General features: G+C 65.0%; 21 protein-coding genes and 2 pseudogenes. 13 read left to right on the top strand and 10 right to left on the bottom strand.

The window, feature by feature from the left end; all coding sequences use genetic code 11:
• Positions 1–30 precede the first annotated feature (30 nt).
• Positions 31–1,059 (top strand): aldose epimerase family protein, encoded by a 1,029-nt coding sequence (locus P9236_RS02315; protein ID WP_278072974.1) that lies wholly within the window; start codon positions 31–33, stop codon positions 1,057–1,059.
• Here P9236_RS02315 and P9236_RS02320 read toward each other — a convergent pair.
• Positions 1,056–1,976: a sugar kinase gene (locus P9236_RS02320; RefSeq protein ID WP_278072975.1), complete on the bottom strand. Its 921-nt coding sequence runs from the start codon at positions 1,974–1,976 to the stop codon at positions 1,056–1,058. The genes P9236_RS02315 and P9236_RS02320 overlap by 4 nt on opposite strands.
• Before the next feature lie 155 nt (positions 1,977–2,131).
• Here P9236_RS02320 and P9236_RS02325 point away from each other — a divergent pair, with 155 nt between their 5' ends.
• Together P9236_RS02325 and P9236_RS02330 are read left to right on the top strand one after the other, a co-directional pair.
• A complete protein-coding gene (locus P9236_RS02325) occupies positions 2,132–2,575 on the top strand; it encodes a FixH family protein (RefSeq protein ID WP_278072976.1) in 444 nt (147 codons plus the stop codon).
• A 7-nt stretch (positions 2,576–2,582) separates the two neighbouring features.
• Positions 2,583–3,781: pseudogene (locus tag P9236_RS02330) on the top strand (cytochrome c peroxidase).
• Here P9236_RS02330 and P9236_RS02335 read toward each other — a convergent pair.
• Positions 3,782–4,234, bottom strand: coding sequence for an Lrp/AsnC ligand binding domain-containing protein (locus P9236_RS02335; protein ID WP_278072978.1), 453 nt, complete (start codon positions 4,232–4,234; stop codon positions 3,782–3,784).
• Between the two features lie 164 nt (positions 4,235–4,398).
• Between P9236_RS02335 and putA the strand changes: the two genes are divergently transcribed.
• Positions 4,399–8,007, top strand: a complete 3,609-nt coding sequence (gene putA / locus P9236_RS02340; protein WP_278072979.1) for a bifunctional proline dehydrogenase/L-glutamate gamma-semialdehyde dehydrogenase PutA — start codon at positions 4,399–4,401, stop codon at positions 8,005–8,007.
• 40 nt (positions 8,008–8,047) lie between these two features.
• Here putA and P9236_RS02345 read toward each other — a convergent pair whose 3' ends face one another.
• The 4 genes from P9236_RS02345 to P9236_RS02360 are packed head-to-tail and all read right to left on the bottom strand — an operon-like array spanning position 8,048 to position 12,120.
• Positions 8,048–8,362: an antibiotic biosynthesis monooxygenase gene (locus tag P9236_RS02345; protein ID WP_278072980.1), complete on the bottom strand. Its 315-nt coding sequence runs from the start codon at positions 8,360–8,362 to the stop codon at positions 8,048–8,050.
• 57 nt (positions 8,363–8,419) lie between these two features.
• A complete protein-coding gene (locus P9236_RS02350; RefSeq protein WP_278072981.1) occupies positions 8,420–9,508 on the bottom strand; it encodes a TonB family protein in 1,089 nt (362 codons plus the stop codon).
• 2 nt (positions 9,509–9,510) lie between these two features.
• A complete protein-coding gene (locus tag P9236_RS02355; RefSeq protein WP_278072982.1) occupies positions 9,511–9,975 on the bottom strand; it encodes a hypothetical protein in 465 nt (154 codons plus the stop codon).
• 6 nt (positions 9,976–9,981) lie between these two features.
• Entirely contained in the window at positions 9,982–12,120 is a 2,139-nt protein-coding gene (locus P9236_RS02360) for a TonB-dependent hemoglobin/transferrin/lactoferrin family receptor (RefSeq protein ID WP_278072983.1), read from the bottom strand.
• A gap of 250 nt (positions 12,121–12,370) precedes the next feature.
• On the opposite strand from P9236_RS02360, the gene hemP reads away from it, so the two are divergent.
• The 5 genes and pseudogenes from hemP (at position 12,371) to P9236_RS02385 (ending at position 15,729) form a co-directional block, all read left to right on the top strand.
• Entirely contained in the window at positions 12,371–12,577 is a 207-nt protein-coding gene (hemP, locus tag P9236_RS02365; protein WP_278072984.1) for a hemin uptake protein HemP, read from the top strand.
• Positions 12,578–12,720: 143 nt separating this feature from the next.
• Positions 12,721–12,921: pseudogene (locus P9236_RS02370) on the top strand (ChuX/HutX family heme-like substrate-binding protein); the annotation flags it as partial.
• An 11-nt stretch (positions 12,922–12,932) separates the two neighbouring features.
• Entirely contained in the window at positions 12,933–13,826 is an 894-nt protein-coding gene (locus tag P9236_RS02375; RefSeq protein ID WP_278072985.1) for a hemin ABC transporter substrate-binding protein, read from the top strand.
• Positions 13,827–13,832: 6 nt separating this feature from the next.
• A complete protein-coding gene (locus tag P9236_RS02380) occupies positions 13,833–14,933 on the top strand; it encodes an iron ABC transporter permease (protein WP_278072986.1) in 1,101 nt (366 codons plus the stop codon).
• A 7-nt stretch (positions 14,934–14,940) separates the two neighbouring features.
• Positions 14,941–15,729: a heme ABC transporter ATP-binding protein gene (locus P9236_RS02385; protein ID WP_278072987.1), complete on the top strand. Its 789-nt coding sequence runs from the start codon at positions 14,941–14,943 to the stop codon at positions 15,727–15,729.
• A gap of 103 nt (positions 15,730–15,832) precedes the next feature.
• Here the strand turns inward: P9236_RS02385 and rirA are convergent, their stop codons facing one another.
• Positions 15,833–16,294, bottom strand: coding sequence for an iron-responsive transcriptional regulator RirA (rirA, locus tag P9236_RS02390; protein WP_278072988.1), 462 nt, complete (start codon positions 16,292–16,294; stop codon positions 15,833–15,835).
• 203 nt (positions 16,295–16,497) lie between these two features.
• Here rirA and P9236_RS02395 point away from each other — a divergent pair, with 203 nt between their 5' ends.
• From P9236_RS02395 to P9236_RS02405, 3 genes are all read left to right on the top strand, one after another.
• Positions 16,498–17,793 (top strand): DUF445 domain-containing protein, encoded by a 1,296-nt coding sequence (locus P9236_RS02395; RefSeq protein ID WP_278072989.1) that lies wholly within the window; start codon positions 16,498–16,500, stop codon positions 17,791–17,793.
• Positions 17,794–17,861: 68 nt separating this feature from the next.
• Positions 17,862–18,290: a phasin family protein gene (locus P9236_RS02400; protein WP_278072990.1), complete on the top strand. Its 429-nt coding sequence runs from the start codon at positions 17,862–17,864 to the stop codon at positions 18,288–18,290.
• A gap of 198 nt (positions 18,291–18,488) precedes the next feature.
• Complete coding sequence (locus P9236_RS02405) at positions 18,489–18,986, top strand: MaoC family dehydratase (protein WP_278072991.1); 498 nt, start codon at positions 18,489–18,491, stop codon at positions 18,984–18,986.
• 30 nt (positions 18,987–19,016) lie between these two features.
• Here the strand turns inward: P9236_RS02405 and P9236_RS02410 are convergent, their stop codons facing one another.
• Positions 19,017–20,423 carry a PLP-dependent aminotransferase family protein gene (locus P9236_RS02410; RefSeq protein ID WP_278072992.1) on the bottom strand — a complete coding sequence of 469 codons (1,407 nt, stop codon included), beginning with the start codon at positions 20,421–20,423 and terminating at the stop codon, positions 19,017–19,019.
• A 102-nt stretch (positions 20,424–20,525) separates the two neighbouring features.
• On the opposite strand from P9236_RS02410, the gene P9236_RS02415 reads away from it, so the two are divergent.
• Positions 20,526–21,422: a DMT family transporter gene (locus P9236_RS02415; protein WP_278072993.1), complete on the top strand. Its 897-nt coding sequence runs from the start codon at positions 20,526–20,528 to the stop codon at positions 21,420–21,422.
• Positions 21,423–21,437: 15 nt separating this feature from the next.
• On the opposite strand, the gene P9236_RS02420 is transcribed toward P9236_RS02415, so the two are convergent.
• Both P9236_RS02420 and maiA read right to left on the bottom strand, forming a co-directional pair.
• Positions 21,438–22,478 (bottom strand): zinc-dependent alcohol dehydrogenase family protein, encoded by a 1,041-nt coding sequence (locus P9236_RS02420; RefSeq protein WP_278072994.1) that lies wholly within the window; start codon positions 22,476–22,478, stop codon positions 21,438–21,440.
• 12 nt (positions 22,479–22,490) lie between these two features.
• Entirely contained in the window at positions 22,491–23,141 is a 651-nt protein-coding gene (gene maiA, locus P9236_RS02425) for a maleylacetoacetate isomerase (RefSeq protein ID WP_278072995.1), read from the bottom strand.
• Positions 23,142–23,145: the final 4 nt, after the last annotated feature.

A 23,145-nucleotide genomic window follows, 5' to 3' on the forward strand; every position in this document is an offset into this window, starting at 1 on the left:
GGATCATGAAGCGAGGTTTCGGGCACTGCGATGAAGGACGGCGAGGTCTTCGGCACGACGCAAGCGGGCGAGGCCGTTCGCCGCTTCACCATCAGGGGCGGCGGCCTCACCGCCAGCATCATCGGGCTCGGCGCGATCATCCAGGACCTGCGGCTCACCGGCCACGATGCGCCGCTGGTGCTGGGCTACGACCGGTTCGAGCCCTATGAGACCGACCGCGCCTATTTCGGCGCCGTGGTCGGCCGCTTCGCCAACCGCATCCGCGACGGCCGCTTCACCATCGCCGGCAAACGCTACCAGACGGACCGCAATTTTCTCGCCAAGCACACGCTGCATGGCGGCTCGGAAGGCTATTTCCACCGGCCGTGGACGGTCTCGCTGCACGGCCGCGATTTCGTGACGCTGACGCTGCATGATCCCGACGGCACGATGGGCTTTCCCGGCGCGCTGGACGTCACCTGCACCTACCGCCTGAAGATCCCCGGCACGCTCAGCATGGAGCTGACCGCGACCTGCGAGGAGCCGACGCTCTGCAACCTGGCGCAGCACTCCTACTTCAATCTCGACGACGGCGGCGCCGGCGACATCCTCGACCACCGGCTGATGCTCAATGCCGGCGCCTATACGCCGGTCGACAGCGAGATGATCCCGACCGGCGCGGTGAAGCCGGTCGACGGCACGCCCTATGACTTCCGCCAGGCGCGGCCGCTGCGCATGGAGACGGAAGGCGAACAGCTTCCCTACGACCTGAATTACTGCCTCGCCTCCAGTCGTGGGCCGCTCCATCAGGCGGCCTGGGTGCAGGGCGCCAGTTCCGGTGTCGAGATGGAGGTCTGGACCACCGAGCCTGGCCTGCAGCTCTATATCGGCCAGTATGTCGCGCCATCATCGCCTGGGCTGGACGGCCGCCTCTACAAGCCGTTTTCCGGTTTCTGCCTCGAAGCACAGACATGGCCGGATGCGCCGAACAGGCCCTATTTCCCGCAGGCCACATTATGGCCCGGCCAGATCTACCGTCAGGTTACGGAATACAGGTTCCGCCTGCCACAGCCAGTCTAACCTTCAAAGGCTGTTTTCAGAATCTCGAAGGGCGCCAGGGCGCCGCGCACCTGAACGACGGCTGCAGCCACGCGATGCGCGCGCCGAACCGCGTCGGCGGGCGCATGGCCGGCAAGGCGCGCGGCGAGATAGCCGCCGTTGAAGGAATCGCCGGCGCCGGTGGTGTCGACGGGCGTGGCGACATGCACGGCGTCGACTGTTTCCGAGACGCCGTTCACGGCAATCAATGCCGGCTGCTCGCCATTCTTGACGACGACTTCGCCGAGTCGCTTGCCGAGCCGCTCGGCGGTCGCCTGCGGGGTCTCGTCGCCGAACAGCATCTGCTCGTCCGGAAAAGTGGGCAGCGCAATATCGGCAACGGCGAGCGCTCCCAGGATCGCAGCCTGCGCGGTTTCACGGCTCGACCAGAGCCTGGGACGGTAGTTTGGGTCGAAGGCGACGAGCGAGCCCGCCGAGCGGGCGGCTGCGATGGCCGCAAGCAGGGTCTCGCGCGCCGCGTCGTCCAGAATTGCCAGGGTGATTCCAGAAAAATAGACAAGCGCCTGGTTTTCAAGGCTTTTGGCGAGTGCCGCCGGATCGGAGGCGAGCTGGCGCGCCGCTGCGTCGCTTCGCCAATAGGTGAAGGCGCGTTCGGCTCCGGTGAGCGTGATGGCGTAGAGCCCGGGCCTGGCGCCGGCAATGACCGGACTGTTGCCGATGCCGATGCCGTTTTGTGCGAAGAAGCCGATCTGATCGCGCGAGAAAGGGTCGTCGCCGAAGGCCGACACATAGGTCGCCGGCCGGTCCGGGCTCAGCGCATGCAGCGCCCATAGCGTGTTGAAGGTGTCGCCGGCAAAACCCATGCGCCAATTTGGGCCGCTCTGGCCCGACAGTTCCAGCATGCACTCGCCGATCGACGCGATACCATTGGCTTCCATGCGGCTTGTCCTCCTAAAACTCTGGTGCTGTAGCTTTTTGCGAGCGGCAGCGCCATGCTTGGCTCGGGCCGTTTTTTGCGCCAGAAGCGATTTCCCACAGGTGGGGCGGGATGCTGCACCCAGCCCGCGACGTTATCAGCCGAAGAGGAACCGGTTTGGCATCGATATGGCGTTACATTCTTGCGGGTCTCGGTCTGGCTGCCTTGCTCGTCGGTATCCTGGCGGTCGTCTATCTGACGGCGCCGCATTCGGCGCAAGGTCCCGACACGTCGCGTTCGAAGAGGACGGCGAGCGGCCTGTTCGTCGCCAGCTTCGAGCCGGAACGCGGCGTCATTCGGCAAGGCGAGCTGCAGTCCTGGCTGCTGACGCTGAAAACCGCCGCCGGCGCCCCGGTGGAAGGTGCCGCGATCACCATTTCGGGCGGCATGCCGCAGCACAATCATGGCCTGCCGACCAGTCCGCAGGCGACCGACTATCTGGGCGAAGGACGCTACCGCATCGACGGCGTCAAATTCACCATGAGCGGCTGGTGGCAGCTGCGCTTCGCCATCTCGGCGGCGGCGGGTTCCGATTCCGTCGTCTTCAACATCGTGTTGTGAGTGGCCGATGAGGCGTCTTGCCCGTGTCGCAAGCCTGGCCGCACTCGCCTTGCTTGGCGGCTGCGGCAAGCCTGAGTTCGGCGATGCCGAGAAGAAGACCATCGCCTCGCTGGCGCTGAACACGCTGCCGGCGCTCAAAATGGACACCACGAACCAATATGCCGACGTTCCGGCCGCGGCCGCGCTCGGATCGACATTGTTCTTCGATGTCGGCATGAGCCGCGACGGCACCGTGTCCTGCTCGACCTGCCACAAGATCGACCGCCAGTTCCAGGACGACCTGCCGCAAGCGGTCGGCGTCGGCCGAACCAATCGGCGCACCATGCCGCTGGCCGGCGTGGCGCGCGATCCATGGTTTTTCTGGGACGGGCGGCGCGACAGCCTTTGGGCGCAGGCCCTGACGCCGCTCGAAAATCCGCTGGAGCAGGCCGGCAACCGCGCCGCCTTCGCGCATTATATCAAGAACCGGTTCGGCGAGCGCTACGAGCGCATCTTCGGGCCGCTGCCCGATCTCTCGACTGTGCCGGCCACTGCCAGCCCGCTTGGCACCGATGCGGAGAAGGCGGCGTGGAACGCCATGCCGGCCGGCGAGCAAGAGGACGTCAACCGCGTCTTCGCCAATATCGGCAAGGCGATCGCTGCTTTCGAGCGATCGATTGAGCCTGAGCAGACGCGCTTCGACCGCTTCGCCATCGATCTTGCGACCGGCGCCAAGCCGCAGGGTGATGCTGCTTTCTCGCCGGAAGAAATCCTCGGGCTGAAGCTGTTCATCGGAAAAGCCAACTGCGTGACCTGCCACAACGGGCCGCGCTTTACCGACAATGCTTTCCACAACACCGGCGTGCCGCCGGTCAAGGATCTGCCGCCGGATCGCGGCCGGGTCGATGCGGTGGCTCAGGTCCAGGCCGATCCGTTCAACTGCTTCGGTAAGTTCCGTGACGGGGACGCCAGCGCCTGCCGCGAGCTGCGTTTCATGGTGAAGGATGGGCAGCAGCTGGTGCGCGCCTATAAGACGCCGTCGCTGCGGGGCGCGGCCGCCCGTGCGCCTTACATGCATGCCGGGCAGTTCTCATCGCTCGACGAAGTGGTGGCGCACTATTCGAGGGCGCCGGCTGCCGTCGAGGGCGTTTCGGAAGTCCATCCGCTCGACCTGTCCGACCACGAGCGCGCGGCGCTGGTGGCTTCCTCAAGACCCTGTCGGAGTAGCTATCGGTCCTTCACCGTCTCCATCGCCACGAAGGTCGAGGTCTGCGCCACGTGGGGGAGGGCCGAGATGCGCTCGCCAAGCACGCGGCGATAGGCGGCGATATCGGTGGTGCGGACTTTCAGGAGATAATCGAAACTCGACGCCATCATGTGGCATTGCTCGATTTCCGGCACGCCTTGCACCGCGCGGTTGAAACCGTCGAGCGCGGCTGAGCGCGTATCGGAAAGCTTCACCTGCACGAAGGCGACATGGCCTTCGCCCATGCGCTCGCGGTCGATGATGGCGCGGTAGCCTCTGATATAGCCGTCCTTCTCCAGCCGCTTCACCCGCGCCTGCACCGGCGTCTTCGACAGACCGACCTTCAAAGCCAGTTCCGACATGGAAAGCCTGCCATCGCGCCCGAGCGCGGCCAGGATGTTGCGATCTATGCGGTCCAATTGGTCTTCGGTCATCGATCTGGCGGTCAAAATGGTGGGAAATATACCCTCATGATAGTTCAATCGAACTATTCTGTCGATTTCTTTGGACCGATTGGAGTCTGCAGCTGTGCTAGCTTGCGCCAATCGGTCCGGCGACCGCCAGACCGCTCGCTAACGCTTGCTCTCATGGACCCGACATGCCGCTCGACGCCATCCGCCAGCAGATCCGCGCCAACTATTTGCCCGACGAAGACGAGGTGGTGAAGCGCCTCTCCGCGGCAGCCGGGCTTTCGTCAGAGAAGCGCAAGGCGATCTCGGCCCGCGCCGCCGATCTTGTGCGCGCGGTGCGCGGCTCATCGGATCCTCGGTTGATGGAGGTTTTCCTCTCGGCCTACGGCCTATCGACCAAGGAAGGCGTGGCGCTGATGTGTCTGGCCGAAGCGCTGCTGCGCGTGCCCGACGCCGAGACGATGGACGATCTCATCGCCGACAAGATCGCGCCGCATGACTGGTCGGCGCATTCGGGCAGCTCGAGTTCCATCTTCGTCAATGCCTCGACCTGGGCGCTGATGCTGACCGGCCGCGTGCTCGACGAAGGCGAGGGCGGCATCGAAGGCACGCTGCGCGCCATGGTGAGAAGGCTCGGCGAGCCGGTCATCCGCAAGGCCGTTGCGGCGGCGATGCGCGAGATGGGCGAGCAGTTCGTGCTCGGCCGCACCATCGCCGAGGCCGTCAGGCGCGGCCGACCGATGACACAGAAGGGCTATCTCTATTCCTTCGACATGCTGGGTGAGGCGGCACGCACCGAGGCCGATGCGCTGCGCTATCACAAGGCCTATGCCGACGCGATTTCTTCGCTCGACGCCGGTTCGAACGGACCCGACATCCGCTACAATCACGGCGTTTCGGTCAAGCTTTCCGCGCTGCATCCGCGCTACGAGGTGGCGCAGAAGGACAAGATGCTGCCGGTGATGGCCGAGCGGCTTTTGTCGCTGGCGCTCGCGGCGCGACACTCGCGCATGGGCCTCAATATCGACGCGGAAGAAGCCGACCGGCTCGATCTGTCGCTCGATGTCATCGAACGTGTGCTGGCCGAGCCGGAACTTGCCGGCTGGGACGGTTTCGGCGTCGTCGTTCAGGCCTATGGCCCGCGCGCGGCCTTCGTCATCGACTGGCTTTACGCGCTCGCCAGGAAATACGACCGCAACATCATGGTGCGGCTGGTGAAGGGCGCCTATTGGGACACCGAGATCAAGCGAGCGCAGACGCTCGGGCTCGCCGGCTATCCCGTCTTCACGCGCAAGACCAACACCGACATCTCGTATCTGGCCTGCGCGCGAAAACTGCTGTCAATGACCGACCGCATCTATCCGCAATTCGCCACGCATAATGCGCATACCGTGGCGGCTATTCTCTCGATGGCGAAGGACCGCGATTCCTTCGAGTTCCAGCGCCTGCACGGCATGGGCGAATCCCTGCACGAGACGGTGCGCAAGTCTGAAGGTACCCGCTGCCGCATCTATGCGCCGGTCGGCGCGCATTCCGACCTGCTCGCCTATCTGGTGCGACGGCTCTTGGAAAATGGCGCCAACTCGTCCTTCGTGCACCAGTTGACCGACGAGGAGGTCGAGCCGGAGGAGATCGCCCGGGATCCGCTCGAGGCCATCGAGAAGCAGGGTCCCGCCGCCAATCCCGCGATCGCGCGTCCCGCCGCAATCTTCGGCGCCGGCCGGCGCAACTCCAAAGGATTCGACATCACCGATCCGGTGACGCTCGCAGCCATCGACAGGGCGAGGGCAGAGTTTTCCGGTACGGACCGCTGGCATGCCAAGCCTGTCACGCGGGCCGCCGGCTACGGCAACCAGCGCCAGATCGTCAATCCGGCCAAGCCCGACGAAATCGTCGGCACCGTGCATGAGGCGGCGGCCAAGCAGGTGTCGACCGCCGTCCGCATCGCCGTCGACGCGCAACCGGCCTGGGCAAGACGCCCGGTTGCCGAGCGCGCCGCGATCCTCAACCGCGCCGCCGATCTCTACGAGGCCAACGCCGCCGAGTTCTTCGCGCTCGCAACGCGCGAGGCTGGCAAGTCGCTGGCCGACGGTGTCGCCGAGGTGCGAGAGGCGGTCGACTTCCTGCGCTACTACGCTGCCGAGGCGGCGAATGCCGAAGCTGGCACCGAAGCGCGCGGCGCGATCGTCTGCATCTCGCCGTGGAATTTCCCACTGGCGATCTTCACCGGCCAGATCGCTGCGGCGCTGGTCACCGGCAATTCGGTGATCGCCAAACCCGCCGAGCAGACGCCGCTGATTGCGTTCCGCGCCATCGAGATGCTGCGCGAGGCCGGCGTGCCGGAGGACGTCATCCAGCTTCTGCCGGGCGACGGTCCGTCGGTCGGTGCGCCGCTCACCGCCGACCCGCGCATCGCCGGTGTCTGCTTCACCGGCTCGACCGAGGTGGCCAAGCTGATCGAAAAACAGCTGGCCGAGACGGCGGCGCCCGACGCCATGCTGATCGCCGAAACCGGCGGGCTCAACGCCATGATCGTCGATTCCACGGCACTGCCCGAGCAGGCGGTGCGAGACATCCTAGCGTCCGCCTTCCAGAGCGCCGGCCAGCGCTGCTCGGCGCTGCGCGTGCTCTATGTCCAGAAGGATGTCGAGAAGAAGATGCTGGAAATGCTGAAGGGCGCGATGGAAGCGCTCAATGTCGGCGATCCGTGGGCGATCTCGACCGACGTCGGCCCGGTCATCGACGACGAGGCGCAGGCCTCGATCAGCGATTATTGCACCAAGAAGGGGCTGGAGGGCCGGCTGATCGCCAAGCTGGAAGCGCCGAAGGGCGGCCGCTTCGTCGCGCCGCATGTCTTCCGCGTCAAGGGCATCGAAGAGATGGAGCGCGAGGTGTTCGGCCCGGTGCTGCATGTCGCCAGTTTCGACGCCGACGACATCGACGCGGTGATTGCCGCCATCAACCGCAAGGGCTATGGCCTGACCTTCGGCCTGCATACCCGCATCGAGGGCCGCGTCCAGCATTTCGTCGACGGCATCCATGCCGGCAACATCTACGTCAACCGCAACCAGATCGGCGCCGTCGTCGGCTCGCAGCCTTTCGGCGGCGAGGGGCTGTCGGGCACGGGGCCGAAAGCCGGCGGGCCACATTACCTGCGCCGTTTCCGCAAGGGACCGCAAGCCGGAGCGGAGGTGGGCGAAGGCCATAAGGTCACCGCCACCGAACTCGCCGACAATATGCCGGATCCGACGCTTGGCGGCTGGTCGACGCGGCCGGATCGCGTGGCGATCCTGCGAAAGCATCTGCGCGGCAAGGGCGCGGCGGCAATCACCGCTGCGGCTGGCCTTGATTTCGGCCAGGTCGACCTGCCAGGTCCGACGGGCGAGGCCAACACGCTGTCGCTGGCCCCGCGCGGGCGTGTGCTCTGCCTCGGGCCGGATGCCGACACGCTGCTCGCCCAGACGATCCAGGCTCTGGCCGCCGGCAACGCGGTGCTGGCGGTGGCGCCAGGCGCGCCTGCGGCGCTGTCGGCGCTGACCGGCAAGGGGCTGCCGCTCGCGGCGATCGACGGCCGGCCCGACCCGGTCGAGGCACGGTCGCTGCGCGTCGACGTCGTGGCGTTCTCCGGGACGCCGGAAGCGGCGCGCATCGTGCGCAAGGTTATCGCCGAGCGCGCCGGGCCGATCGTGCCGCTGGTCAGCGAAGTGCTCAACCCGGCGACCTACGCCCATGAGCGCGCCGTCTGCGTCGACACGACGGCGGCCGGCGGCAATGCCAGCCTGCTTGCGGCCGCATAGCGGCAGTGAAGATTGTCAATGGCTGCCGCGATAGCGGCGGTCAGGCGCCTTCGACGACCGAAAAGCCCTCGAACTGGGGATGACCGAGATAGTGCACCTTCGAGGTGCCGGCGTTGCGGTGGGCGGCGCGAAAATTCTCCGACTTCGTCCAGGCGACAAAATCATCCTGGCTCGCCCAGACCGTGTGCGAAGCAAACAGCGTGTAGCCTTCGGTCTCGTTGACCGGGCCGCGCAGCAGGTGGAATTCCCGAAAACCTTTCATGTCGGAGAGGCTGGAGTCGCGGTTCTTCCAGACGTCCTCGAAGGCTTCTTCCGAGCCGTTCTGGACCTTGAAGCGGTTCAGGGCGATGTACATTGGCTTCCTTTCGAAATGGATGAATCCTGACGTTCAAGACGGCTTTGGCGGTGGGCCTTAAAACGGACCGATCCGTGCTTTGAACAGCCAACTTGACCTTCCGGTCTCGGGTGGAATGGGAGGGAAGGGGGCTTGCTTGCGCACCAGCGTCAGGGCGAATTCATCGAGCTCGGCAGACCCTGAGCTTTCGGCGAGCTGCAAGTCGCTGATGCTGCCGTCGGCCGCGACGATGAAGACCACCCTGGCATTGTTGCGAGCCTTGGCCTGCACCGATTTCGAAACGCGACGGTTGGCGCGGGCAAGCTTCTTTTGAATTTCGCCACTGTAGCGGGATTCCAGGGCGTTGCCGGCGGCAGCCTTTATCTTGCCCCTGCTGGCGATGACCGGCGCATCGCGCGCATCGCCATCCGTTGTTTCCGTGCCGCGCGTTTCAACGGGTTGGCCTGACCCTGCCGATCCGGCTCGCGCTGCGGCCGGGACCGGCGGTTGCTCGGGCTCGGCGGGGCGCGCTTCGGCGCTTCGAGGTTCGATCGCGGCCGTCGGATCGCTGTCCGAGGGAACACTCTGATCGTCCTGGCGCGGTGCGGCGGCCGCTAGGATATCCGGCGTGGGGGTTGGCACTTTGACGGCTTCCGGCTTGGGCTGAGACGTCACCGGTTCGCTTGCCGGTTGCAGCGCTTCGGCTGGCGGAGTGGGCTCGACGGCCCGCGGTTTCACCGGCCGCGGATCCGGCACCAAGGTTACATCCACCGCGCCGGACGCGGCGTCATTCAAGGCGCTGCCCTGGGCGTCGGCGCCTGACTGGTCGGTGCCTTCGGCCTGGATCGCGTCTTGAGAGTCGAATATTGCGGCGGGCGCGATCACAAACGCCGCCGCCGCGGCGCCATGGAGCAGGCCGGAGGCGACAATGGCCACTGGCCAGTTGCGCCGCCCGGCCGTTTGCCGCGGCTGCACAAGCTGCTCGGCCGGGGTGACCGCCAATTCGCTGCCTGCGCCGGAGGGGTGATCGATGTCCTGCATATCTAGCGCCGAGACCTGCCGCGCGCGATAGGGAGTTGTCAAATCAAGATCGGTTGCCGCCCATGGCAGCGTGCCGGGAGCGGACCATGCCATAGTGTCCTGCGGGAGGGCCAGATGCAGTCCCATCTCTATACACCGAAAGCGATGCCAGTCTTGGTCGAGGTTTTCAGAGCGCGCATGCAAGCCGCCGGGTCGACGCCGGTGCCGACGCATTCCGTCGCGCTGTTGATCAGCACGCGGCCGATCTTTCCGCAATCAGCGCCGGCGAGGTCGAAGCGCGTGACCTTCGTCTTGCCGGCCGGCAGATCCTTGAAGTCGAGCACGGTGAGGCGATCGACGACACCGGCCTCGTTGAACAGCGCGATCTCGAAAGCCGCCTTCGACAGGTCGGCGCCGAGCGCGTTGTTGACGACGAAGGCCAGCCGGCAGCCCTTGTCGGAGGGCTGCGCGGTGTTGAGCTCCAGGCTCAATGCCGGAACTGGGGCCTGAACCGAGGCCGGCGCCGGCGTGGACTGGGCCCACGCCGGCGCCGGGCCGAGCGACATCGCCAGCGCCGAGGTCAAGAGACGAAGCGATGTCGTTGAGCGTGGCATGTCCGGTCAGCCTCCGAAGCGCATGGTTGCCGCCAGCTTCAGCGTGACGCCGGGTTCGTAGAGAACCGCGGTCGTGCTTCCGTTGAGCGGGTTGGTGTATTTGACGTCGAACAGATTGTCGGCACGGAAGTCGACCTTGAGATTGTCCGTCGCCTGGTAGCTGGCAAAGGCGTTGGCCAGCGTATAGTCCTTGGCCACTGGATTGCCCTTGGGCTTGCCGTTGTATTGCACTTCGCCGCCGACGGTGAGCTTGTCTTCGAGGAAACGGAGGCCGAGCTGTGCCGTCACCTGGGCGGAAGGGAGGCTGGCAAGGTCGGCCCGCTCGCCTTCATAAGAGATGGTGTGGCCGTTGATGATCGAGGCCGAGAGGCCGGCAAAGCCCCAGCCGGCGTCGTAGACGCTTTCCAGCTCGAAGCCGTTGATCTTGGCCTTGGCAAAATTCTGGTACTGGAAGCAGATCGGGATGCCCGGGCCGAACGGGCAGCCGCTGGTCGGATCGAAAGCCGAGAGCGTGACGCCGTCGATATAGTCCTCGACATTGTTGTTGAAGTAGTCGGCCTTGAGCCGCAGCGCATCGCCTGCCTCGAGAATATCGTTCTGCTTGTAGTTGACACCGAACTCGACGGTCTTGCCGGTTTCAGGCTTGAGATTGGGGTTGGGCAGGAACGGGAAGGTGACGCCGGCCGGGTGATTGCCGCTGATCAGCGTCTCTGTCAGTGAGGGTGAGCGGTAGCCTTCCGCATAGGTGCCATAGAACTGCAGACCCGCGAGGCCGGCGCTTTCGACGGGCGAGACGCCGACGGTGATGCGCGGCGACAGCCGGTCACCCGATGTCTCGTGGTCGGAGTCCTTCAGGCTGTAGTTGTCGTAGCGCAACCCGGCGATGATCTCGAGCCATTCCCAGGTCAGCTTGTCCTGAATGTAGGCGCCGGAGACGTTGCGCTTGCCCGACGGCGTGTAGAAGCTGTCGCCGCCGGCCGTGCCGCCTGTCTCGACGTCGTCGCCCACCCAGTCGCCGCCATAGGTCAGCTCATGCGCGATGCCGGCGGGCTCGAAGCGCGACGTATTCCAGATGTCGATGCCGGTCGTTCCGACATCGAAGGTCGACAGCGAGCCGGCGGGCAGCACCACGGGCAGACCTGTGCTGGGGTCGAACCGGTTTTGCGGAACGAGCGTCGTCAGATCGAGAACCGTCTTGTTGAAGGAGGTGTTGATGTGGAGATCGAGCCAGCTCTTGGCATCGTCGGTGATGTTGTAGCGGGCGGTAAAGGTGTTCGACTTGAGGTCGACATCGTTGGCGGGAACGCCGCTGCTGGTCTCCGTCCATCCGTCGCTGGAACCGACCCAGCCGAGCTTCAGCTCGCTGTTTTCGCTCGGACGAATGGTGGTCTTGAGCAGACCGCTCAGCACATCGAAGCCGGTGCCGGCCACGGTGTCGCCGCCGCCATTCTTGTAGTCGCCGTAGTCGCGATAGACGATGTTGCCCAGAACATCCCAGTTCTCGTTGAAGCGGTAGGCGCCGCTGGCGCCGGTGGTCCAGCCCTTGCCATTGCTTTCATAGCGGCCGGTAACGGAGGCGGCCCAGCTTTCCTCCGGCTCGAGGAAATCCTCGGCATCCTTGGTGCTGAAGAAGACGACGCCGCCGATGGCGCCGGAGCCATAGGTATTGGCGACCGGGCCGCGGATCACGTCGACCGATTTGATGAGCTCGGGATCGACATAGAAGGTCGACTGCGTGCCGTGGTCGGAGCGCTGGAAGTCCTGCCTGGCGCCGTCGACGATCACCGCGACGCGGCCGAAATCCTGCAGGCCGCGGATGTTGATGCTGGAGCTGACGCGCCGCGCGTCGGCCTGGACGGTGACTCCCGGAACGCCGAGCAGCATTTCGTTCGGGGTCGTCGCCATGCGGCGATCGAGCTGTTCCCTACCGACATGGCTGGCCGATGCCAGCGACTGGATCGCCGTTTCGCCAGTGCGGCTGATGACCAGAATCTTGTCGAGCAGGGTCGAGTCGCCTGCAGGCTTCTCGTCAGTCTTTTTTGCTTGATCCGTCTGCTGGTCAGCCGCCGGCTGCGTGGCCTGTTGCGCTTTGGCCGCCGGCATGGCGAGCGCGATTGCCGCAGCGCCGGCAAGTAGCGCTGCCATTTCCTTCGCCATCGACCGATCTGTCGGCCGTCCCCAATTCACCAACCCCATGCCCCAGCTCCAAATTTTCAGACTCGATGCTGGCTGGCGCGGGGCTCGCTCGCATTTTTGATCACATCCGGCGTCTTAAATGTTGACTCATTTAGTCCGATAATGCACGACTAGTAAACATGATTATTAGAGTCAAGAATTGAATCGGCATTTTGCGAGGCGCCTGCCAGGTGGCCGGCACAGGAAAGGATCGAACGAGATGAACACGTACAATCCCAACGACTTCCGCTATCGCGTCCGCCGTTCAGACGACACGCCAACGCGCTTCGAGCGCATGCCGATGGTGGTGCGCACGCTCTCCAGCAACATGCTGTTCCAGGGTGAGCATGAGATCGGCATCGAGCATCACGGCGCGCTCTACCGCCTCAAGATCACCCGCCAAGGCAAGCTGATCCTCAACAAGTAAGCGCGGCCGGCGGGCGGCCAAATAGAGCAGAGACAGGAAGTTGGCAGGTGGACGACATGGACCAGCGCGTGAAGCCGTCGCCGGACGAGATCCGGCGGGCGCGGGAAGACAATCCGAAGCTGCGAGAGCGTGATCTTGCGGCCAGGACCGATCACATCCAAGAAGTCTGGGCGGTGCGCAAGCCAACCAAGGACGGCCATGTCACCTCGCTCGAGACCTATGACGCCAAGGGCGGCATGATCGTCCAGTTCTTCGGCAAGCGACACGAAGGCGAGGACGAGCGGGAAGACTGGCGCTTCCTCGCCGAGAACCTGCCCCGCATTCCCAGCCCGACCGCTGCATGAGGCAAGGCCCGATGTGTGTTGTCTTCCGTTTCCGCTCGGCGCTTGCGCCATTGCTTGGCGTTCTGCTTGCTTTCACCGCTCTGCCTGCCGGAGCCAGTGAAAACACGGCCGTCTTCTCGGATACGTCGCGGATCGCTTCGATCGGCGGCTCGATCACCGAGATCGTCTACGCGCTTGGCGAGGAAGGCCATCTCGTCGCCCGCGATTCGACCAGTTACTTTCCGCGGGCCGCGCTCAAGCTGCCCAATGTCGGCTACATGCGTGCGCTGTCGCCGGAGGGCGTGCTCTCGGTCAATCCAAGCGGAATCCTGGCGCTGCATGGCAGCGGCCCGAAGGAAGCGGTCGACGTGCTGAAGAAATCGAGCGTGCCCTTCATCGAGGTGCCCGAGCGCTACAGCCACGAAGGCATCCTCGAAAAGATCCGCATCGTCGGCAAGGCGCTGGGCGTCGACGCCAAGGCCGAGAAACTGGCGACCGAGATGGACGCGAAGCTGAAGTCGGCCGAGAAGCAGACGGCTTCGATCAAGGAGCGCAAGCGCATCCTGTTCGTGCTGTCGACGCAGGGCGGCAAGATCCTGGCCGCCGGCAGCGACACCGCCGGCGACGGCATCATCAAGCTCGCCGGCGCGGTCAACGCGGTCGACGGCTTCTCCGGCTACAAGCAGATGTCGGACGAGGCGATCCTCACCGCCCGGCCGGATGTGATACTGACCATGAAGAACGCTGGGCCGCCGATCGCCGAGGAGGAGTTGTTCGCGAACCCGTCGATCGCCTCGACGCCTGCGGGCGCCGCCCGCAAGGTGATCAGTATGGACGGCGGCTATCTGCTGGGTTTCGGGCCGCGCACGGCCGAAGCCATCCACGATCTTGCCGCCTCGCTCTACGGCAACCAGGTCACGGACTGAGCGGCCATGGCCGAACAGTCGATTGCCGGTCCGGCAGGTGGGGCGATGGCATCCGCCGGCGACCGATCGGCACGGGCAAGGATCGTCATCCTGCTTTTGTCGCTTGCACTTGCGCTATCCGTGTTCCTGTCGCTGACCTCGGGCGCTTCGGACGCGTCCGCCGTCCGAGTCATTCGTGACTGGCTCACGGGAGCCGTGCCAGTCGATGCGGCGCTCGCCGCCCGCGATCAGTTGATCGTCTTCGACATCCGCATGCCGCGCGTCCTGCTTGGCGCGCTGGTCGGCGCCGCTCTCGCCGTTTCCGGTGCGATAATGCAGGGCCTGTTCCGCAATCCGCTTGCCGATCCCGGCCTGATCGGCGTCTCTGCCGGATCGAGCCTTGGCGCGGTAGCGATCATCGTGCTCGGCACGACCTGGCTCGCACCTGTCACGCTCGCCCTCGGCTCGCTCGCCTTGCCGCTGGCGGCTTTCTTCGGCGGCCTGGCGGTGACGCTATTGCTTTACGCCATCGCGACGCGTCAGGGCCGGACATCGGTTGCCACGATGCTGCTCGCGGGCCTCGCCATCGCCGCCCTTGCCATGGCGCTCACCGGTATCCTGATCTTCATGGCCGACGACCGGCAGTTGCGCGACCTGACCTTCTGGCAACTCGGCTCGCTCGCCGGCGCGACATGGCCGAAGATCGGCACCGTCGGCCCGGTAATCGTACTGGCACTGTCCGCGATGCCGTTCCTGTCGCGCGGCCTCAACGCGCTGGCGCTAGGCGAGGCGACCGCCGGCCATCTCGGCATCCCGGTGCAGCGGCTGAAATACACGGCCATCGTCGGGGTTTCGGCGGCGGTCGGCGCGTCGGTTGCCGTCAGCGGCGGCATCGGCTTCATCGGCATCGTCGTGCCGCATCTCTTGCGTCTCGCGATCGGTCCCGACAACCGCTACCTCTTGCCGGCCTCGGCCTTGCTCGGCGCCTCGCTGCTGCTGCTCGCCGACGCGGTCGCCCGCACGATCGTCGCTCCGGCCGAGCTGCCGATCGGCATCGTCACGGCAGTGGCCGGTGCGCCGTTCTTCCTGTGGATACTGCTGCGCAAGCGCGGCATCGTCGATTTGTGAGCTGTCCATGATCGAGGCACGCGACGTCTCCGTGGCGATCGGCAACAAGCGCATCGCATCCCATGTCGATTTCACGGCGCGGCCGGGCGAGGTGACGGCAATCGTCGGGCCGAACGGGTCGGGCAAGACGACGCTGCTCAAGGCGCTGACGGGCGAGATCGCCCATGCCGGGACCGTCACGCTCAACGGCCGCGATCTATCGACCATGAAACCGGTCGAGGCGGCGACACAGCGCGCCGTACTGCCGCAGTCGACCAGTCTGTCCTTTCCGTTCACCGTGCGTGAGATCGTTCGCCTCGGCCTGATCGGAGGCCGTTCGGGCGTGCCGCCCGGCGAGGATGCGCGCCTGCCTGAGCGAGCGCTGGCGCGCGTCGATCTCGATGGTTTTGCCGGGCGCTTCTACCAGGAGCTTTCCGGAGGCGAGCAGCAGCGTGTCCAGCTTGCGCGCGTGCTATGCCAGGTCTGGGCGCCGGTGCTGGAGGGCAGGCCGCGCTATCTCTTTCTCGACGAGCCGGTTTCCAGCCTCGACGTCAAGCACCAGCTCATCATCATGGACATCGCGCGCGATTTCGCCCGGCGAGGTGGCGGCGTGGTGGCGATCCTGCACGACCTCAACCTGACGGCAATGTATGCCGACCGCATCTTAGTGCTGCATCGCGGCCAAGTGGCGGCTGCCGGTTCGCCGAAAGACGTGCTCAACGACGAATTGATCGAAAAGGTCTTCGACTGCCGCCTCAAGGTCGGCGTGCTGCCTTCGGCGAGCGTGCCGTTCGTGCTGCCGCAATCGGCGGCTTAGGCGTAGCTGCGCTCCTTGCTCCGCCTGTGAATGACGAAGTCATGGACGGCGGCGCGCTCGGGAAGCCGTGGGCCGCGCCCTCGAAAACGAGCCTAGGGTTCGATTACGCCGCCGGAGCGCGCTGCTCCAACAGGTCGATGCCAAGGAGGTGGCGCACGTTCGGGCGCGCCGCGACGAGGTCGGCGATCGTGTAGCGGGAGAGAACGGCGAAGAAAGCGTTGAGCGCCTCACGCAGCGCCGAATTCAACGCGCAGCTGTCAACCAGCGGACATTCGGCGGCGTCGTTCTCGAAGCATTCGGCCATGGCGAAGCTCTCTTCCGTGACGCGCACCACATCGAACAGGCTGATCTGCTCGGCCGGGCGGCCGAGCCTCACGCCGCCGTTCCTGCCGCGCACGGTCTCGACCAAGCCTGCTTCGACCAGCGGCTGCAGGATCTTGAACAGGAACAGCTCCGAAACCGAGTAGGCGGCGGCGATCTCGGGGATACGGCTCAGCCTGTCGGTGTTCGCAGCGCAATACATCAGTATGCGCATCGCATAGTTGGTCTGGCGCGTGAGCCGCATGGTATCCTCGCGAAAATATTAGCTTGAGCCGAATATGGCCCATAGTTTGGAACAATTCCAGACTGGACCGCCACATAGCTGAATAATCGTGTCAACTTTTTGTGCATGCCGGTGCACATGGTCAGCCCGATACGCTTTTGAGCGGGCGTTTCGCCGGCGCAGGCACTAGATAAGTCCGGGTGCAAATAGCAAACGGCCTTTCCATGTCACGATCAGCTCCGGCCCTCGCGCCGGTTCGATTCGACACCGATGCGCAGGCAAAGCTCTCGGCATTGCGGCGGATCAAGATCATCGCCGCGGCCGCGCTCGCTTTGTGCGTCCTCGTCTTCGCGCTCGCCAAGTCTTTCCAGGGCAATCATCCCTGGCTCGGCTTCGTCGCCGCCTTTGCCGAGGCGGCGATCATAGGCGGGCTCGCTGATTGGTATGCGGTCGTCGCGCTGTTCAGGCGGCCGCTCGGCTTGCCGATCCCGCATACCGCCATCATCCCGGAAAACCAGCACCGCATAGCCGACAATCTCGGCCGTTTCATCGAGGCCAATTTCCTCGCGCCGGAGCCGGTGCGGGAAAAGCTCGCCGAGGTCGACTTTGCAGCTCTCGTCGCCGACTGGCTGGCCGATGCCGAACGCGCCGCCGACTTGTCGCGGTTCGTCGCCCGGCTGGTGCCGCAGACACTTGCCGCGGTGGAGCAGTCCGGGCTGCGCGACTTCGTCACCAGCCGCATGCTGGAGCAGATCGAGAAGGTGCCGCTGGCGCCGCTTGCCGCCGACCTGTTGTCGGCGCTCACCGACGACCGTCGTCATCAGAAGCTGTTCGACGAGTTCACCAGGGTGGCCGGGCGTTTCCTGAACGACGAGAAGGCCCTGGCGACGATGCGCGAGAAGATCCGCGAGGAACTGCCGTCGCTGTTCAACCTGTTTCGTGCCGACGCCTATCTCCTGAAGAAGATCGTCGCGTCAGCCGGATCGCTCCTGGAGGAGGTACGGGCCGATCCCGATCATCCGATGCGCGGCGAATTCGACCGTTTCGCGCTCGGGTTCATCGAGCAGCTGCGGACGTCGAAGCAATATGCAAGGCGCGCCGAGAAGCTGAAGCGCGATTTCCTTGGCCGCCCGGAAGTCAGGGCACTGGCCGGCGACACGTGGGCAAGCCTGCGTCTGTTCATCGAGCAGGATGCCAGCGCGCCCAATTCGATGGTCCGCGAGCATCTTGCCAACATGTTCGTCGAGGTCGGCCGGCATCTGGCCGATGATGCGCAGATCAGGGCCGACATGAACCAGGGCTTCGTCGTCGCGCTCGCCTCCTTCGTCGAAAGCCAGAAGAGCGGCGTGTCGAAATTCATCGCCGACCAGGTCAAGCGCTGGGACCTGGCCCAGCTGACACGGCTGATCGAGATGAACATCGGCAGGGACCTGCAATATATCCGCTTCAACGGCATGGTGATCGGCGGCCTAGCCGGTTTGGTGCTCTATACGGCAGAGCGGCTGTTTCTCCTCAATTGACGCGGGCCGGGCGCGCACTATTCTCCCTAGCGGGCGCCGCAAAACGCGGCAGATCGGGAGGCGACGAAATGGCACGACGACCGGAATCCGACTCTTTCCTCGACATCTTCGGCAGGTTCGGCCGCGACCTGAAGCTGCCCAAGGTCGACGTTCAGGCAATCCTCGATCATCACCGCAAGAATCTCGAGGCTCTGGAGAAGTCGGCCAGGGCAAGTGCCGCCGGCGCGTCGTCCGTTCTGTCGAGGCAGCACGAAATGGTGCAGGAAGCGCTCAGCGAAATCACCCGGATGGCACAGAATTACCGGGCCCCGGGCAATCCGCAGGAGTTGATGACAAAGCAGGTGGATTTCGCCAGGAAATCCTTCGAGACAACGCTGAAGAATGCCGGCGAGGTCGCCGACCTGGTCCGGAAGTCCGGCACCGAATCGATCGAAATCCTGCGCGACAGGATCAAGGACGCGATGGCGGAAATCCGGGCAGGCTACGACGGCAAGTGAGCCATCCGGTTCCAGGATTTCCGAATCGGGTTCGGGCGTTGAACAACCGGAGCGCGGGACTGCGCGTTTCCTGCCTGCCGCAAAACCGTCAACTCCAGGAGGGAAATCGCGTCTAGGCGTGAAATCGCCGCGCCGCGAATTGACAGGAGCCGCCGGTTCATGGTCGGGAGACTGGCAGAAGCCACCAGGAAAGCAGGAATGACGGAAAATCGGCCGAGAACGCCGCCGACCTTCGAACAGTTGCGGACAATGGCCGGCCAGGAGATCGGGGTGTCGGACTGGACGACGGTCGACCAGCAGCGAATCGACCAGTTCGCCGAATGCACGGGCGACCATCAGTGGATCCATGTCGATCCGGAGCGTGCGAAACGACAAAGCCCGTTCCGCGCCACGATCGCGCATGGCTATCTGACGCTGTCGATCATCGGAGCATTGGCGCTCGAGATGGGCATCGTGCCGGAAAATACCCAGGCCGCCTTCAACTATGGCTTCGACAAGGTGCGTTTCCTGGCGCCGGTGAAGTCCGGCGCGCGCATCAGGCTGCGCACGACGCTGCTTTCCATGGAGGACCGCGGTCCCGGCCAGTATCTGATGAAGGCCGCGAACACCGTCGAGATCGAAGGCGAGCAGAAGCCGGCGCTGACGGCCGAGACGCTGGTGATGATGTATGAGCGCCGCAAACGGGCGGCAACCTGATATTCAGGTTGGGCCGGCCCGCGACGCAACCTAGCTGCGGGACGCCGCCATCGCCCTCCCAAGCACCTTGAAAATACGCTCGTCGGCGCACTGGGCAACGTTGAAGCGCATGAAGCGGCCGGCGGCGTGCGACAGGCTGAAGGCGTTGCCGGGCGCCAGCACGACATTGGCCGAAAGCGCATGGCGTGCGACATCGGCGGCGTCGATATCGTCGGGGAGGCGGCACCAGAGGAACATGCCGGCAGGCTGGTCGATCCAGGGCATGATGCCCATCGCCTTCAGCCGGCCGGCGGTCTCGGCCATGGCGCGCGACAGGCGGGTGCGCAATTGCTCGACATGCTTGCGGTAGCTGCCGTCCTTCAGCAGGGTCAGCACCAGTTCGGCGGAGAGCCGCGCACCGCCGAATGTCGTGGCGATCTTGAGATCGGTCAGGCCTTCCATCCAGTCGGGTGGCGCTGCGATGAAGCCGCAGCGCACCGAGGCCGACAGCGTCTTGGAGAAGGAACCGATCTGGACGACGCGCTGCAGCCCGTCGAAGGCCGCGAGCCTTGGGGCAGGGCTGTGCTCGAAGTCGGCGAAAATGTCGTCCTCGACGATGGTGAGGTCCGCCTGGTCGGAAAGCTTCAGGAGTCGATGCGCGGTGACCGGCGACAGGATCGCGCCCGTCGGGTTGTGGATGCCGGAATTGGTGATGTAGAGGCGTGGCCGATGCTCGGCGAGCGCCTCGGCGAAGAGTTCGATATCCGGTCCCGAAGGTGTGTAAGGCACGCCGACGACCTTGGCCTGGTGGGCGCGCAACAGCGCGTGAAAGTTGAAATAGCAGGGATCGTCGACCAGGACCGCGTCGCCGGGCTCGATCAGGAAACGACACAGAAGATCGATCGCCTGGGTGCCACAATCGGTCAACATGATTTGGTCGGGCGAAACCTCGATGCCGTGACCGGCCATGCGCCTTGCCAGCAATTGGCGTAAAGGCGGCAGGCCGAGCGGCGTGCCGTAATCGGCAAGCGCCACGTCGTCCGCGCGGGCGGCGGTGCGCAGAGCCCGGCGCAAGGCGGCCTGCGGCATCCAGGACGCCGGCAGCCAGCCGCAGCCAGGTTTCAGCATCTCACCTACTTCCAGCGATTGCCTGGAAACCCAGAGTGGGTCGACGGCGCGGTCAAGCCGAGGGCCGATCTCGGCCAGCGATAATGGCGCAAGCTGGCCGGCAGCATAGAAACCCGAGCCCGGCCGCGAACGGATCGCGCCTTCCGCCGCGAGGCGCTCATAGGCTTCGACCACAGTCGACTTCGAAACCTGTATGGATTTGGCCATGGCCCGTATCGACGGCAGGCGGGCTCCCGGTGTCAGCGTGCGCGCCGCGATCCGCTGGCGGATCGTCGCCATGACGGTTTCGACGAGAGTGGCGCCACTGGCATCTGGGCCGGATACGTCCATCTGTACTTCCCCGCGGACCATTACAGTTTTGTGAAACTGTACCCCATTGTCTCTGGCAATGCCATGTGCCGCACCGGTACGGAAGCGCAAACGGAGCGGATGATGGACAAGAGTTTCAACGGCTGGCTCAACGGCTTCATCGGCGTGCTGATCTTCAGCGGCTCGCTGCCGGCGACGCGCGTGGCGGTGGTGGATTTCGACCCAACCTTCCTGACATCGGCCCGCGCCGCGATCGCCGGCCTGCTCGGGATCGCGATGCTGTTCCTGTTCCGCGAGAAGCGACCGGCGCGAGGCGATCTGGTTTCGCTCGTAGTCGTCGCGCTGGGCGTCGTGGTCGGCTTTCCCTTGCTGACCGCGCTGGCGTTGAAGCACGTCACCGCGGCGCATTCCATTATCTTCGTCGGCCTGCTGCCGCTGGCGACTGCGATCTTCGGCGTGCTGCGCGGCGGCGACCGTCCGCGCCCGGCCTTCTGGTTGTTTTCATGCCTGGGCAGCGCGCTCGTCGCGGGTTTTGCCTTGTCGCAAGGCGTGACCGCATCGCCGGTCGGCGACGGCCTGATGCTCGCCGCCATCATCGCCTGCGGGCTGGGCTACGCCGAGGGCGCGGCGCTGTCGCGCAAGCTCGGCGGCTGGCAGGTGATCTGCTGGGCGCTAGCGCTGTCGCTGCCGGTCATGCTGGCGCTGGCTTTAGCGACGCTGCCGCCGTCCTTCGCCAGCGTTGGCTCCGGCGCGTGGATCGGTCTCGCTTACGTCTCGCTGTTCAGCATGCTGATCGGCTTCGTGTTCTGGTATCGCGGTCTCGCGCAGGGCGGCATCGCCGCCGTCGGGCAGTTGCAGCTCTTGCAACCCTTCTTCGGCCTGGCGCTGGCGGCAACACTGCTGCATGAGCAGGTCAGCCTATTGATGGTGGTCGTCACGCTTGGAGTGGTGGTGTGTGTGTTCGGGGCGAAGAAGTTTGCGAACCCGGGTCCGCCGCAATTGCGCGCAGCCGAGCAATGAGGGCATTGTTTCTACTCAAAACTTCGTCACCACGCCGATGCCGATGCCCTCGAAGCCGCCCATCGCCATCAGCGCCGCCGGCGCCTCCTCGAGGCTGATCCTTTTGCCGACCAGCAGTTCCGGCTTCAGTTTGCCGGTGCGGATCATCTCCATCATCGCGGAATAGCGGTAGGCCTGCATGCCGTGGCTGCCGAGGATTTCGAGCTCGAAGGCGATCACCTTGTCCATCGGCACCTGCGGGCGGGAATGCTCGCCCAGCATCAGCCCGACTTGAACGTGGCGGCCGCGCCGGCGCAGATTGGCGATCGAGTTGACGCATGTCGTCGGATGGCCGAGCGCGTCCATCGACATATGCGCGCCGCCATTGGTGATCTGCTTGACCGCCTTGACCACGTTCGGCGTCGTCGAGGCATTGATCGTCGCCACCGCGCCGATTTTTTTGGCGAAGTCCAGCTTCTCGTCGGTGAGGTCAATGGCGATGACATTGGCGCCCATGGCGCTGGCGATCATGATCGCCGAGAGACCGACGCCGCCGCAGCCATGCACCGCAACCCATTCCCCGGGCGTCACCCGGCCCTGGTCGACGATGGCGCGGAAAGAGGTGACGAAACGGCAGCCGAGGCTGGCGGCCGTGGCGAATTCCATCTCCTCGGGAAGGCGCACCAGATTGGTGTCGGCATGCTCGATGCCGACATATTCGGCGAACGAGCCCCAGCCGGTGAAGCCAGGCTGGGTCTGATGCTCGCAGACCTGGTGATTGCCCGAGGTGCATTCGAAGCAGCGGCCGCAGCCGACAGCGAACGGCACGGTGACACGGTCGCCGGCCTTCCAGCGGCTCACCTGCTTGCCGGCGGCAACGACGACGCCCGCCAGCTCATGTCCCGGGACATGGGGCAGGGTGATGCCGTCATCATGGCCCATCCAGCCGTGCCAATCGCTGCGGCAGAGGCCGGTCGCCTCGACCTTGATGACGACGCCGTCGGCTGCCGGCTTCGGGTCGGGAACGGTTTGGATCGTCGGCGCCTCGCCGAATTTTTCGAAGACGACAGCTTTCATGGGAGGTCCTTGTTATTCGGCATCGATCTGGTTCTGCGGTGCCGCCTTCTGGAAGGCGGGAAGCGCCATGCAGGCGGCGTGGATGCGCGAGATCACCGGGTAGGGCGCCATGTCGATGCCGAAGCGCGCGTTGTTGGTGACCTGGGCGGCAAGGCAGATGTCGGCCAGCCCCGGTGTCTCGCCATGGCAGAATGTGCCGGTCTCAGGCGACGAAGCCAGCAGCTTTTCAAGCGGCTGGAAGCCTTCGTTCACCCAGTGCCGGAACCAGTTGACGACGTCGTCGTCGCCGGCGCCGAACAAGCTGCGCAACGAGGTCAGCACACGCAGATTGTTCACCGGATGGATGTCGCAGGCAATCATCTGCGCCAGCATCCTGACGCGGGCGCGCCCCAGCGCATCCTTGGGCAGCAGCGGCGGCTCGGGCACAGTCTCGTCGAGATATTCGATGATCGCCAGCGACTGGGTCAACAGTGTGCCGTCGTCCAGCACCAGCGCCGGCACCAGGCCTTGCGGGTTGACCGCGAGATAAGCGGGCTCGAGATGTTCACCATGGCGCAGATGGTGCGGCACATAGGTGTAGCTCAGCCCTTTCATCTCCAGCGCGATCCGCACCCTGTAGGAGGTGGAGGAGCGGTAGTAGTTATGAAGGACGAGATCGCTCATCGAA

This window comes from Mesorhizobium sp. WSM4884 (assembly GCF_029625675.1).
Taxonomy (GTDB): domain Bacteria; phylum Pseudomonadota; class Alphaproteobacteria; order Rhizobiales; family Rhizobiaceae; genus Mesorhizobium.

What these genes read in the sequence shown, in the direction of transcription:
- putA (WP_278072979.1), top strand. Translation starts at nt 4,399, where the DNA reads ATGCCGCTCGACGCCATCCGCCAGCAGATCCGCGCCAACTATTTGCCC.
- P9236_RS02420 (WP_278072994.1), bottom strand. Translation starts at nt 22,478, where the DNA reads ATGAAAGCTGTCGTCTTCGAAAAATTCGGCGAGGCGCCGACGATCCAA.
- P9236_RS02400 (WP_278072990.1), top strand. Translation starts at nt 17,862, where the DNA reads ATGGCACGACGACCGGAATCCGACTCTTTCCTCGACATCTTCGGCAGG.
- P9236_RS02385 (WP_278072987.1), top strand. Translation starts at nt 14,941, where the DNA reads ATGATCGAGGCACGCGACGTCTCCGTGGCGATCGGCAACAAGCGCATC.
- P9236_RS02320 (WP_278072975.1), bottom strand. Translation starts at nt 1,976, where the DNA reads ATGGAAGCCAATGGTATCGCGTCGATCGGCGAGTGCATGCTGGAACTG.
- P9236_RS02350 (WP_278072981.1), bottom strand. Translation starts at nt 9,508, where the DNA reads ATGGGACTGCATCTGGCCCTCCCGCAGGACACTATGGCATGGTCCGCT.
- P9236_RS02345 (WP_278072980.1), bottom strand. Translation starts at nt 8,362, where the DNA reads ATGTACATCGCCCTGAACCGCTTCAAGGTCCAGAACGGCTCGGAAGAA.
- P9236_RS02405 (WP_278072991.1), top strand. Translation starts at nt 18,489, where the DNA reads ATGACGGAAAATCGGCCGAGAACGCCGCCGACCTTCGAACAGTTGCGG.
- P9236_RS02415 (WP_278072993.1), top strand. Translation starts at nt 20,526, where the DNA reads ATGGACAAGAGTTTCAACGGCTGGCTCAACGGCTTCATCGGCGTGCTG.
- P9236_RS02315 (WP_278072974.1), top strand. Translation starts at nt 31, where the DNA reads ATGAAGGACGGCGAGGTCTTCGGCACGACGCAAGCGGGCGAGGCCGTT.
- P9236_RS02355 (WP_278072982.1), bottom strand. Translation starts at nt 9,975, where the DNA reads ATGCCACGCTCAACGACATCGCTTCGTCTCTTGACCTCGGCGCTGGCG.
- P9236_RS02375 (WP_278072985.1), top strand. Translation starts at nt 12,933, where the DNA reads ATGTGTGTTGTCTTCCGTTTCCGCTCGGCGCTTGCGCCATTGCTTGGC.
- P9236_RS02395 (WP_278072989.1), top strand. Translation starts at nt 16,498, where the DNA reads ATGTCACGATCAGCTCCGGCCCTCGCGCCGGTTCGATTCGACACCGAT.
- maiA (WP_278072995.1), bottom strand. Translation starts at nt 23,141, where the DNA reads ATGAGCGATCTCGTCCTTCATAACTACTACCGCTCCTCCACCTCCTAC.
- P9236_RS02360 (WP_278072983.1), bottom strand. Translation starts at nt 12,120, where the DNA reads ATGGCAGCGCTACTTGCCGGCGCTGCGGCAATCGCGCTCGCCATGCCG.
- P9236_RS02380 (WP_278072986.1), top strand. Translation starts at nt 13,833, where the DNA reads ATGGCCGAACAGTCGATTGCCGGTCCGGCAGGTGGGGCGATGGCATCC.
- hemP (WP_278072984.1), top strand. Translation starts at nt 12,371, where the DNA reads ATGAACACGTACAATCCCAACGACTTCCGCTATCGCGTCCGCCGTTCA.
- rirA (WP_278072988.1), bottom strand. Translation starts at nt 16,294, where the DNA reads ATGCGGCTCACGCGCCAGACCAACTATGCGATGCGCATACTGATGTAT.
- P9236_RS02335 (WP_278072978.1), bottom strand. Translation starts at nt 4,234, where the DNA reads ATGACCGAAGACCAATTGGACCGCATAGATCGCAACATCCTGGCCGCG.
- P9236_RS02410 (WP_278072992.1), bottom strand. Translation starts at nt 20,423, where the DNA reads ATGGACGTATCCGGCCCAGATGCCAGTGGCGCCACTCTCGTCGAAACC.